At 73.9% G+C, this 13475-nt stretch carries 1 protein-coding gene; it reads right to left on the bottom strand.

Going from position 1 to position 13475, the window contains the following annotated elements; genetic code table 11:
• Positions 1-15 precede the first annotated feature (15 nt).
• Complete coding sequence (locus tag BZB76_RS35060) at positions 16-13227, bottom strand: type I polyketide synthase (RefSeq protein ID WP_246007363.1); 13212 nt, start codon at positions 13225-13227, stop codon at positions 16-18.
• Positions 13228-13475 lie beyond the last annotated feature (248 nt).

The following is a 13475-nucleotide window of genomic DNA, read 5'->3' as shown; positions in this document are numbered from 1 at the left end:
CCCCAACCTCCTCGATCAGGACTCTGAATCGGCATCGGAGAGCTCATCGTTCAGGGCCTGGCGGATGAGGTCCTCCACTCCCATGGCGTCGACCTCCTCGGGGTCGTGGTCGCCGTTCACGGGCGGCGACCAGTAGGGGGTGTCGGCCAGTTCCAGCAGGGTGTCGATCAGGCCGGCCTCGCGGAGCCGGCTCAGCGGGATCGAGTTCAGCGAGCGCCGGATGTCCGCCTCCCGCACATCGAGCCCGGCATCGGCGGAGCCGTCCGTGCTCGTGGGGTCGTCCCCGTCGGGGAACAGGAGGTCCTCCACATGGTGGGACAGGGCCGTGGCCGTCGGGTGGTCGAACACGAGGGTCGCCGACAGCGAAAGGCCGGTCGCGGCGCCGAGCCGGTTGCGCAGTTCCAGCGCCATGAGCGAGTCGAGGCCCATCTCGTTGAACGGCCGCTCGGTGTCGATGCCGTGCGCCGGTCGGCCGGTGACACCGGCGATGTGCGCGACCACGAGATCGGTGATCTCCCTGCGCCGGGCGGCGGCCGGGAGGGCGCCGAGGCGCCGGACCAGGTCCGCGCGGTCGGCGGCGACCCGCGCGGGTGACGCCTGGTCGGCCGACGCGCCGGCCGGTTCGCGGACGAGACCTCGGAGGACGGCGGGCACGGGATCGCCGTCGCGCGGGGGCGCGGGGTCGAGCCGGGCGGGCAGTTGTGTCTCCGGGCCGGGGGCCTGCGCGCCGTCGAAGAGCGCCAGGGCGTCCCGTGCGGTGAGCGGTTTCATTCCGCCGCGCGCGATGCGCCGCAGGTCCGCGGTGCCGAGGTGGCGGGTGATGCCGCTGGGCGTCTCCCACAGGCCCCAGGCGAGCGAGAGGGCGGGCAGTCCGGCGTCCCGGCGATGCCGGGCCAGCGCGTCGAGGAAGGTGTTCGCGGCGGCGTAGTTGGCCTGGCCGGGCCCGCCGAGGATCCCCGCGGCGGCGGAGAACAGCACGAAGGCCGACAGGTCGAGATCGCGGGTCAGCTCGTGCAGGTGCCAGGCCGCGTCCGCCTTGGGGCGCAGCACGCCGTCGAGCGCGTCGGCGGTCAGTTCGGTGACGACCGCGTCGTCCAGGACGCCGGCGGTGTGGACGATCGCGGTGAGGGGACGGTCCGCCGGTATCTCGGCGAGCAGCGCGGCCACCGCGTCGCGGTCTCCGGCGTCGCAGGCGCGGACGGTGACCTCGGCGCCGAGCCCGGCGAGTTCCCGTTCCAGCTCGGCCGCGCCGCCGGCCGCGGGGCCGCGGCGGCTGGTGAGCAGGAGATGACGGGCGCCGTGCTCGGTCACCAGGTGCCGAGCGAGCAGGCCGCCGAGCGTTCCGGTGCCGCCGGTGACGAGGACCGTCCCGGCGGGGTCGAGCAGCGGCGCCGGGTCCCGGTCCTGGTCGGCGGGTTCGGGCAGGCGCGTGAGTCTCGGCACGTATGCGTCGCCGTGCCGGAGCGCGAGTTGCGGCTCGTCCTCGGCCCGTGCCCCGGCCAGCGCTGCGAGCAGCGTCTTCACGGAGGCGGGCCGGTCATCGACGTCGATCAGTGTGAACCGTCCGGGTTGCTCGCGCTGGGCGGAGCGGAGCAGCCCCCAGATCGCGGCGGTGGACGGCTCGTCGATCCGGTCGGTGTCCAGGACGGCGACCGCCCCTCGGGTGACCACGGCCAGGTGCGATGCGCTGAGGCGCGGGTCGGCGAGCCATGCCCGCACCAGTTCCAGGACTCGTCCGGTCACGGTGTGCACGGCCGCCGCTTGGTCGTCCGTGTCGCCGCCGGAGCAGGGGACGAGCACGATTCCGGGCACCGGGGTCCCGTCGTCGATCGCCGAGCGCAGGGCGTCGAGGCCCGCGTAGACCGGGGTGGACGCGACGTCCAGCACGGTCTCCGGGTCGTCGTCGCCGAGACCGATCACCGCCACGTCCTCCGGGGGCGCTGTCTCGGACGTGGCCAGCGGGTTCCAGCCGAGGCCGAACCGGGCGGCCGTTCGGGCGGCGCCGAGCGCGTCCTTGAGTTGCCGCAGGGAGACCGGGCGCAGGACGACGGAGTCGACGGTCGCGACCAGCCCGCCGGTCTCGTCGGCGATGGTGAGCGCCACGCCGTTGTTCTCCGCGCCGGTGGGCGTCAGCCGCACCCGCAGGGAGCGTCCACCACCGCCGTGCAGGCTGACGCCGCGCCATGCGAAGGGGATGCGGGGACGTTCGGTGTCGTCCTCACCGTTCGCGAGCAGGGACGTGAGACCCTCGTTGATCTTGTCGAGGCCGAGCGCGTGCATCGTGGCGTCCAGGAGCGCGGGATGCAGATCGAACCGGCCGGGCTCCGTGCCGTCGGCGAGCCGGATCTCGGCGAACAGGTCGCCGTCGCGGGTCCACGCCGACCGCAGTCCCCGGAAGTACGGTCCCCAGAGGTAGAGGCGGAGCGAGTCGAAGTGTTCGTAGAAGCGGTCGGCGTCCAGCGCGACCGCGTTCTTCGGCGGCCACACCCGCAGGTCGTCCGGCGCCGGGCGGCCGGCGACGTCCTCACCGGGTCCGAGGACTCCGCGTCCGAGCACCTTCCAGGGCTGGGGCTCGGTGGCCTCCACCGGGCGGTAGCGCAGGGTGACCGTTCTGCGGTCGTTCTCGTCGGCGGTTCCGAGGCGCAGTTGGAACTCCGCGACGCGGCCCTCGGTGAGCAGCAGCGGCGACTCGTGGGCGAACTCCTCCAGCCGGTGGCAACCGGCCTGCCGGCCCGCCCAGGTGCTGAGCTCGATCCAGGTCGTGCCCGGTACGACGTAGTCCTCGAACACGATGTGGTCGAGGATCCACGGCTGGGAGCGCAGCGAGAGCCGTCCCAGGAAGAGCAGCCCGCCGTCGTCCAGCTCGACGCGCGAGTCGAGCAGCGGATGGTCGGGGGTCTCATGGCCCCTGTCCGTGGCGTGGGACGCCGGGGCCGGTTCGAGCCAGAAGCGCCGCCGCTGGAACGGATAGGTGGGCAGTTCGATCGGGCGGGCCGGAGTCCGCGGGAAGAACACCGCCTCCCAGTCGACCGGGAGGCCCCGGGTGTGGGCGCGGGCGAGCCCGGCGGCGAAGGTCCTCGTCTCGGACCGCCCGTCGCGGAGAAGGGGGACGAAGCCGGAGGCGTCACCGTCCTCCGCGATGGACCGGACGGTGCCTTCGGCGAGAGCGGAGAGGGCGGTGCCGGGGCCCACCTCGACGTAGGCCGTGACGCCGGCCGCGTGGAGGGTCTGGACGCCGTCGTGAAACCGGACCGCCTCGCGCAACTGCCGGACCCAGTACTCCGGGGTGCGCAGCTCGTCGCCGCAGGGCGCGCCGGTCACATTGGAGACGATCGGGATGGCGGGCGGATGGTAGGTGACCTTCCGCGCGGCCCGCTCGAACTCGTCGAGGACGGCGTGGACGTGCGGGGAGTGGAAGGCGCCGGAGACGCGCAGCTCCTTCGTCCTGCGGCCCTGCTCTTCGAACCGTGCGGCGAGGGCGTGGACGGCGTCGCGGTCGCCGGAGACGACGACCGACCGGGGCCCGTTGACGGCGGCGACCGCGGCGCCGTGCCCCTCGTCCATGACGGTGAGCGCGTCGCGGACCTCGGGCTCGTCCGCGTCGATCGCGATCATCGCGCCGTTCTCGGGAAGCGACCGCATCAACCGGCCACGGGTGGCGATCAGCGCGGCGGCGTCGGCGAGGGTGAGGACGCCGGACACGTGCGCGGCCGTGATCTCGCCGATGGAATGGCCGATGAGGTGGTCGGGGCGCAGGCCGCAATGCTCCAGCAGCCGGTACAGCGCGACCTGGACGGCGAACAGGGCGGGCTGGGTGTAGGCGGTCTGGTCTAGCAGCGCCGCCTCGGCCGAACCCCGGTCCGCCCACATGATCGGCTTCAGGGGCCGGTCGAGGTGGGGGTCGAGTGCGGCGACGACCTCGTCGAGCGCGCGGGCGTACACGGGGAACGCCTCGTACAGCTCCCGTCCCATGCCGGGACGCTGGCTGCCCTGCCCGGTGAACATGAACGCCGTCTTGCCGGGGGTGGTTCTCCGGCCGGTCACAATGCCGACCGTGGCGGCGTCCCCTCGGGCCAGGGCGTCCAGGGTGTCCAGTAGCTCGGTCCGGTCGCCGCCAACGAGCACGGCGCGGTGGTCGAAGTCGTGGCGTGTCGTCGCGAGCGCGTGGCCGACATCGGCGGTGCCCAGGTCGGGATGCGCGCGGACGTGCGTGGCCAACTGTTCCGCCTGCGCTTTCAGCGCGTCCTCGGACTTCGCGGAGATGATCCAGGGGACGGTTGCGGGGTCGGGCGGTGTGTCGTGGTGGGTTGGTGTGTCGGTGGGGGGTGCCGCTTCGAGGATGACGTGGGCGTTGGTGCCGCTGATCCCGAAGGACGACACGGCCGCGCGGCGCGGATGAGGGTTGTCGGGCCAGGGGGTCGGGTCGGTGAGCAGTTCGACGGTGCCGTCGGACCAGTCGACGTGGGGTGTCGGCTCGTCGACGTGCAGGGTCGCCGGGAGACGACCGTGGCGCATGGCCTCGATCATCTTGATCACTCCGGCGACACCGGCGGCGGCCTGGGTGTGCCCGATGTTGGACTTGACCGAACCCAGCAGCAGCGGCCGTCCCGGAGCCCGGTCACGACCGTAGGCCGCGATCAACGCCCGCGCCTCGATCGGGTCGCCGAGACTGGTTCCGGTGCCGTGCGCCTCCACCACGTCCACCTCGCGCGGAGACACCCCGGCGTCGGCGCACGCGGCCTTGATGACGCGTTCCTGGGCGCTTCCGCTGGGTGCGGTGAGCCCGTTGCTGGCGCCGTCCTGGTTGATCGCGGAGCCTCGGATCACTCCCAGAACCTGATGGCCGTTGGCGACGGCGTCCGACAGCCGCTCAAGCAGCAGGAGACCGACGCCTTCACCCCAGCCGGTGCCGTCCGCCGACGCGGCGAACGACTTGCACCGGCCGTCCGGAGCCAGCCCACGCTGCCGGCTGAACTCGATGAAGGCTCCGGGGTTGGCCATCACGGTCGCGCCGCCCGCCAGCGCGATCGTGCATTCGCCGGACCGCAGCGACCGCGCGGCCAGGTGCAGCGCCACCAGCGACGACGAGCACGCGGTGTCGACGGTGACCGCCGGGCCCTCGAAACCGAAGGTGTAGGCGACCCGGCCCGAGGTGACGCTGGTCGCGCCGCCGGTGACCATGTAGCCGCGCGCCTCCTCGGACGCTCCGCCCATCCCACCGCCGTACTCCTGCGACCAGGCGCCCACGAAGACGCCCGCGCGGCTCCCGCGCAGGGACGCCGGGTCGATCCCGGCGCGTTCGAACGACTCCCACGCGGTCTCCAGCAGCAGCCGCTGCTGCGGGTCCATGGCGAGCGCCTCGCGCGGGGTGATGTCGAAGAACTCGGGGTCGAAGTCGCCGGCGTCGTAGAGGAAGCCGCCGGTGTCGGTGTGGGAGATGTCGTGATCGCCGGGGCCGGGGTCCGGGTCGAGCAGCCGGTCCAGGTCCCAGCCCCGGTCGGCGGGGAAGCCGCCCATGGCGTCGGCGCCCGAGTCGACCAGCCGCCACAGGTCGCCCGGCGACCGGACGTTCCCCGGGTAGCGGCACGCCATCGCGACCACGGCGATCGGCTCGTCCGCCGGTCCGGCGACGGTCTCGTGGTCGGCGACCGTACGCCGCTCGCCGGACAGGAGGTCGTGCAGGTGCGCGGCGACGGCGGCGGGCGTCGGGTGGTCGAAGGTGAGCGTCGTCGCCAGGTCGAGGCCGGTGCCGGCGACCAGCTGGTTGCGCAGTTCGACGGCCATGAGCGAGTCGAAGCCCAGGTCGCGGAACGGCCGCTCCGGATCGATGGCGCGTTCGTCGGGACGGCCGCTGACGGTGGCGGAGTACGACCCCACCAGCCGCACCAGCCAGGGCAGCCGGTCGGCGGCGTCCAGCTCGTCCAGCTTTCGGCGTAGCTCCTCGGCCGCGCCGGAGCGGGAGGCGGTCGGCGTGGCCGTCTCGGTGGCCCGCCCGGCTTCCGGCAGTTCGTCGAACAGCGGGTGCGGCCGGACGGCGGTGAAGGCCGGGAGGAAGCGGCGCCAGTCCACGTCGGCGATGGTGAGGGCGGTCTCGTCGTCGTCCAGGGCCCGCCACATCGCGTCGATCGCGCGCTCCGGCGGCATCGCGCCGATGCCGTGCCGGCCCATCCGCCCGCCGAGGTCGTCCTGGGCGCCCATGCCCGCGCCCGCCCACATTCCCCAGGACAGCGCCGTCGCCGGACGGCCGTGCGCGCGGCGCCGCTCGGCGAGCGCGTCCAGGGACGCGTTCGCGGCGGCGTAGGCGGCCAGGCCTCCGCTCCCCCACACCCCGGCGATCGACGAGAACAGGACGAACGCGTCGAGCCGATCGGGCTGTTCGGCGTCGAGGAGGTCGCTGAGGTTGTCTGCCATGACGGCCTTGGCGGTGGCGGACTCCAGCTCCGCCACGGTCAGGTCGGTCAGCGGGACGGGCCGTACCGTTCCGGCGGCGTGCACCACCGCCCGGATCGGCCCGTGGTCGGCGCGCTCCTGGTCGATGAGGGCCTTCAGTGCGGCGCGGTCGGCGACGTCGCAGGCGACGACGGAGACGTCCGGCCCGAGGCCGCGCAGTTCCGTGGCCAGGTCGTCCGCCCCCGGGGCGGCGGGGCCGCGCCGGCTGACCAGCAGGAGACGCTCGGCTCCGCGGTCGGCGAGCGATCGGGCGACATGGGCGCCGAGCCCGCCGGTACCGCCGGTGATCAGGACGGTGCCGCGTGGCCGCCATCCGGTCCCGGTCGGCATGTCGCGTGCGGGCGCCGGGACGAGCCGCCGGACGAACAGGCCCGAGGGTCGGACGGCGAACTGGTTCTCGCCCGCCGGGGCGGACAGGGCGAGGCGCAGGTGCGCGAGCGTCCGGGCGTCGGGCGTCTCCGGCAGGTCGACGAGACCGCCCCAGCGTCTCGGATGCTCCAGCGCTGCGGTCTGGCCGAGCCCCCACACCTGCCGTTCGGCCGGGTGCGGCGGCTCGTCGCGGTCGCCGGTGCCGACCGCGCCGCGGGTGGTCGCCCACAGCGGCGCGGGGATCTCCGCGTCGCCGAGGGCCTGGATCAGGGTGAGCGCGCCGACCGGGCCGGTGAGCAGCGACAGCACTCCACGGATCGAGGTGGAGCCACCCGTCACCGCCTCGCGGAGCCGGGCCGCCAAAGTCTCGCGGTCGTGTTCGGTGGGGTCGTGGACGATCGTGGTGACGTCGGCGCCCGCTTCGGTCAGCATCGCCGCCGACGCGGTCGCCCATTCGTCGTCGGTGTGACCGGCCGCCACGACCATCAGCCATCCGCCGTCGACGGGCCCCGCCTGGACGGAGGCGAGCGGCCGCCAGGCGATGCGGTGGCGCCCGGTGTCGCCGGCTTCGTCCGGCGTGGCCCGGTACCAGTACGACTGTCGCTGGAAGGGGTAGGTGGGCAGGTCGACCGGACGGGCGGGTGACCGGGTGAAGAACGTCTCCCAGCGGACGGCGTGACCGGCGGTGTGGAGCCGGGCGAGGGCGATGAGGACGGCCTGGGCCTCGGATTCCCCGCCCCGCAGCGCGGGGATGAGCGTCCGGTCGACGCCGTCCGCGGCCCCGGCCACCGTCTCGGCGGCCATCGCGGTGAGGGTGCCGCCCGGCCCGATTTCGAGAAGCGTCGTGACGCCGGACGCCAGCAGCGACCCGACGCCATGGTGGAACCGCACGGCTTCGCGGACGTGCCGCACCCAGTACTCGGGGTCGGTGATGTCCGCGACGGCGGCGGGCTCCCCGGTCAGGTTGGAGATGATCGGGATCCGCGGCGGGTGGTGGTCGAGGCGGGCCACGGCGTCCCGGAAGTCGTCGAGCATGCCGTCCATGTGCGGCGAGTGGAAGGCGTGGCTGACGTTGAGCCGTTTCGTCCTGCGGCCGCGGGCCCGCCACTCCTCGGCGACCGCCATGACGGCGTCGTGGTCACCGGAGATGACGGTGGAGGCCGGTCCGTTGACGGCGGCGACCGCGACCGCGCCCCGATGGCCGTGCAGCGACTCGGCCGTCTCGTCCTCGGTCGCCTCGATGGCGACCATCGCGCCGCCGGTGGGCAGCGCCTGCATGAGGCGGGCGCGGGCGGTGACGAGGGCGCAGGCGTCCGGGAGCGTCAGGACGCCCGCGACGTGGGCGGCCGCGATCTCGCCGACGGAATGGCCGATCAGGCGGTCAGGGCGGACGCCCCACGACTCGAACAGGCGGAACAGCGCCACCTCGAAGGCGAACAGGCCGGTCTGCGTGTATCGGGTCTGGTCGAGCAGGGCGGCTTCGGCGGTGCCTTCTGCCGCGAACATCACCGTGCGGAGCGGCACGTCGAGGTGCGTGTCGAGGTGACCGGTCACCTCGTCCAGGGCACGGGCGAAGACGGGGAAGGCGTCGTGGAGCTCGCGGCCCATGCCGGGGTACTGGCTGCCCTGGCCGGTGAAGAGGAAGGCCGTCGCGCCGGTGCCGCCGACGGTCGTCCCGAGGACGAGGCCCGGCGCCGTCTCGCCCCGGGCCAGGGCCCGCAGGCCGTGGAGGTGGCCGTCCCGGTCGGTGGCGACCACCGCAGCCCGGTGTTCGAGCGTCGCGCGGTTCCTGGCGAGCCAGTGGCCGATGTCGGCGGCGCCGAGGGTCGGGTCGGCGGTCACATGTTCGGCGAGCCGTGCCGCCTGGGCCCGGAGCGCCTCCTCGGTTCTGGCCGACAGGAGCCAGGGCGTGGGCTCGGAGTCGCCGGGGCCCGTGGCGGAGCCGTCCTCGGACGGTTCGTCCGCGGGGGCCGCCTCCTCGAGGATGACATGGGCGTTGGTGCCGCTGATGCCGAAGGACGACACCCCGGCCCGGCGCGGACGGCCGGTCTCCGGCCAGGGCACGGCCGTGGAGAGCAGCGCCGCCGCGCCGCGCGACCAGTCGACCCGCGGCGTGGGCTCGTCGAGGTGCAGGCTCGCGGGGAGCACGCCCTCCCGCATCGCCAAGATCATCTTGATGACGCCGGCGACTCCGGCGGCGGCCTGGGTGTGCCCGATGTTCGACTTGAGGCTGCCCAGCAGCACGGGCCGGTCCGCGGGACGGTCGTGCGCGTACGTCTCCAGAAGCGCCTCGGCCTCGATCGGGTCGCCGAGGGACGTCCCGGTGCCGTGGGCCTCGACGGCGTCGACATCGGCGGGGGTCAGACCGGCCGCGTCCAGCGCCCGCAGGATCACCCGCCGCTGGGACGGGCCGCTGGGCGCGGTCAGCCCGTTGCTGGCCCCGTCCTGGTTGACCGCGGACCCGCGGACGACGGCGAGGACGGGATGGCCGTTGCGGCGCGCGTCGGAGAGCCGTTCGAGCACCAGCATGCCCGCGCCCTCGGACCAGGCGGTGCCGTCGGCGGCGGCGGCGAACGGCTTGCAGCGGCCGTCGGCGGCCAGGCCTTTCTGGCGGCTGAAGTCGACGAACACGCCCGGAGTGGCCATGACGGTCACACCGCCCGCCAGCGCGAGCGTGCACTCGCCCTGCCGCAGCGCCTGCCCGGCGAGGTGCAGCGCGGTCAGCGATGAGGAGCAGGCGGTGTCCACGGTGACCGCGGGGCCGGTCAGGCCGAGCGTGTAGGCGATGCGGCCGGACGCGACGCTGGCGGTGCCGCCCGTGAGCAGGTATCCGGCGAGTTCCTCGGGGGCCTCGTGCGCGCGGGGCCCGTAGTCCTGCGCGGTCGTCCCGACGAACACCGCCGCGGGCGTGCCGTCCAGCGTGGTCGGGTCGATGCCCGCCCGTTCGAGCGCCTCCCAGGACGTTTCCAGGAGAAGCCGCTGCTGCGGGTCCATCGCCACGGCCTCGCGGGGGCTGATCCCGAAGAAGTTCGCGTCGAACCGGTCCGCGTCGTGCAGGAACCCGCCCTGGCGGACGTAGGTCTTGCCGTGCGTCCCCGGGACGGGGTCGAACAGGCCGTCGACGTCCCATCCGCGGTTCGCGGGGAAGTCGCCGATGGCGTCGTGCCCGCCGGCGACCAACTGCCAGAGCTGCTCGGGGGAGGACACGCCGCCCGGGAACCGGCAGGCCATGCCCACGACCACGATCGGATCGCCGTCCGCGGGCGGGGCCTTCACCTCGTTCCGCGCGGCGTCGTCGGCGGCGTCCTCGGCGGCGTCCGGTGCCGCGCCGGTGAGTTCGTCGTGCAGGTACCGGATCAGCGCGGCGGGCGTCGGGTGGGCGAACAGGAGGCCGGTCGGCAGCCGCAGCCCGGTCGCGGTCGCCAGCCGGTTGCGCAGCTCGACCCCCGAGGCGGAGTCGAATCCGAGGTCCTTGAAGGAGCGGTCGATGTCCACCGCCTCGTCCGTGACGTGCCCGAGGACGATGGCGACCTGGGTGCGCAGCATCTCCAGCAGCGCACGCTCGGCATCGGCGCGCGACAGCCCGGACAGCCGCACGGACCATGGAGCGGCCTCCGCCGGGACGTCGTCCTCCTCGGGAAGGTCGCGGGGTTCGGTGGCGGTGGCCGGCGCCGGGGTCGCGGATGACGCGGCGGCGGAAAGGTCCGGCCAGTAGCGCCGACGTTGGAACGCATACGTCGGAAGCGCGACGCGGCGGGGTTCGCCGCCCGCGAGGACGGCCTGCCAGGAGACCGCGGTCCCCCGGACGTGCACCTCGGCCAGCGCGGTGAGGACGCGCTGCCAGACGTCCTCGTCGCGGCGCAGGGTGCCCACGGTGACGGACCGGCCGCCCGGCCCGTCCGGACCACGCGTCTCCTCGGCGTCCTCCAGCGTCTCCTGCACGCTGACGGTCAGCATGGGATGCGGGCTGGTCTCGACGAACACCCGGTGCCCGGCGGCGATCAGCGCCCGCGTCGCCCGTTCGAACTCGACCGGCTCGCGCATGTTCCGGTACCAGTACGCGGCGTCGAGCCGAGTGGTGTCGAGCAGCCCGCCGGTGACGGTGGAGTAGAACGGGACGCTCGACGGGCCCGGCGAGACGGGGGCGAGTTCGTCGAGGAGAAGGTCACGGAGGGCTTCGACCTGCGGCGAGTGGCCCGCGGTGTCGACGCCGGGGATGGGCCGGGCGCGGATCCCCTCGCCGGTCAGTTCCCGCACGAGTTCGTCGAGCGCGTCCGGGGAACCGGCGACGGCGGCGGTGCCCGGTCCGTTGACGGCGGCGATGGACAGCCGGTCGTCCCAGCGTTCCAGTCGGGGACGCAGCTCGTCGGCGTTGAGCGACACGGCCACCATGCCGCCGTGCCCGGCCAGCGTCCGCCAGGCCCGGCTCCGGACGGTCACGATGCGGGCCGCGTCGTCGAGGGTCAACGCCCCGGCGACATGGGCGGCGGCGATCTCGCCCTGGGAGTGGCCCACGACGGCGTCCGGTTCGACACCGAACGAACGCCACAGCGCGGCGAGGGAGACCATCATCGTGAACAGCACCGGCTGGACGACGTCCACGCGGTCGAGGCCCGGCGCGTCCGGCCGGCGGCGCAGCACGTCGAGGACCGACCAGTCGAGGTAGGAGCGCAGGGCCTCGTCGCAGGCGGTCGCGGCGTCGCGGAACACGGCCGAGGTGTCCAGCAGGTCGAGCGCCATCCGGTCCCACTGGGAGCCCTGGCCAGGGAACACGAACACCGTCGCGCCCGGGTCGCCGGCCCGTCCGGTGACCAGCCCGGCACCGTCCACGCCCTGCTCAAGGGCGGCGAGCCGGTCGAGCAGGCCGTCCCGGTCGGAACCCAGGACGACGGCCCGATGCTCGAAGGAGGCGCGGGTGGTGGCGAGCGACCAGCCCACGTCCTCGGGCGTCGGATCCGGGTCGGCGGCGACGTGCTCCCGGAGCCGCGCCGCCTGCGCCCGTAGCGCCGCCGGGTCACGACCCGAGACCACCCAGGGCACCAGCGACGGGGAGGCCGTCCCCGCCGGGCGCTGCGCGGGCCGGGGCGCCGGCGGCTCCGACACCGTGACGTGGCAGTTCGTCCCGCCGACACCGACCGAGTTCACGCCCGCGACGAGCGGACGGTCCGGGCGCGGCCACCCGGTGAGGGCCGTCTGCACCCGCAGCCGCAACCCGTCCATGTCGATGCGCGGGTTGGGGGTCTCGAAGTTGAGGCTCGGCGGTATCCGGCGATGCTCGATGCTCAGCGCGGTCTTGAGCAGGCCGACGATGCCCGCCGCGCCCTCCGGATGCCCCACGTTGGTCTTGGCCGAACCGACGATCAGCGGCGAGTCCGGGGAGCGCGGCGCGCCGAAGGCGGCGCCCAGCGCGGCGGCCTCCACGGGGTCGCCGACCGGGGTGCCGGTGCCGTGCAACTCCACGTACTGGACGTCCGCCGGGTCCACCCCGGCCCGGCGGCACGCCAGCCGCATGACCTCCCGCTGGGCGTCGGCGTTCGGGACGGTCAGCCCGTCGGAGGCACCGTCGTGGTTGACGGCGCTGCCGTCGATCACGCAGTACACGTGGTCGCCGTCCGCCACCGCCCGGTTGAGGGGTTTCAGGACGAGGAAGACACCGCCCTCGCCCCGCACATAGCCGTTCGCCCGCGCGTCGAAGGTGTGGCAGCGGCCGTCCGGGGAGAGCCCGCCGAACCCGACGGCCCGCGCCGTGCTGTCCGCGTCGATGATCAGGTTCACGCCGCCGACGAGCGCCAGTGTCGACTCGCCCTTGCGCAGGCTCTCGCAGGCCAGGTGGACGGCGACCAACGAGGACGACTGCGCCGCGTCCACGCTCAGGCTCGGCCCGTGCAGTCCCAGGACGTAGGAGAGCCGGTTGGCGATGACGCCGCGGTTGGTGCCGGGCAGCGTGTGCGGGGTGGCCGTCCCGCCGCCGCGGCGCGACAGCAGGATGGCGTAGTCGTCGGCGATCGCGCCGACGAACACACCGGTCCGGCTGCTCGCGAGCGTCCCCGGGACGATCGCGGCGTCCTCCAACGCCTCCCAGCCGAGTTCCAGCGCGAGGCGCTGCTGCGGGTCCATCTCCACGGCCTCGCGGGGCGAGATGCCGAAGAACCCCGGGTCGAACCGGTCGACGTGATCGAGAAGCCCGGCGTACCGGGCGCCGGGCGGCGGCACCGAGCCCGGCTCCCGGCCCGGTACGTCCCACCGGTCACCGGGCGTCTCCGAGATCGCGTCCCGCCCCTCGCAGAGCAGACGCCAGAAGGCCGCGGGGTCCGGCGACCTGGGCAGACGGCAGGACATGCCGATGATCGCGACGGATTCATCGGCGGAGTTCGCCGTACCGGCGACGCGGTTCTGCTCGACAGGCATCGTCAAGTTCACGGCCTTCCGTAGCCTGAAATATCAGGGACGTACCCAGGCGTCAGCCTCCGCGCCGCGGCTAACGACGAACTTGCTTCGCACTAAAGCCAGAAGCCGCGAAATTCCGAGCATTAATGACAAAGAATTCCGGTGCCGGGACTCGGCGATATGACACAGATCTCAAATGCGCGAGAACTTTAGAGTGAAGCAAGTCCGTCGTTAGCCGCGGCGGCCAATCTCTCCTGCAGGTGTCCGAG

This window comes from Actinomadura pelletieri DSM 43383, from assembly GCF_003634705.1.
GTDB classification, from domain to species: Bacteria; Actinomycetota; Actinomycetes; order Streptosporangiales; family Streptosporangiaceae; genus Spirillospora; species Spirillospora pelletieri.
Note: the sequence above shows the minus strand (reverse complement) of the source record. Positions and strands in the feature narration are given on the sequence as shown.

Coding starts and splice junctions, on each gene's coding strand:
- BZB76_RS35060 (WP_246007363.1), bottom strand. CDS start 13,227: ATGCCTGTCGAGCAGAACCGCGTCGCCGGTACGGCGAACTCCGCCGAT.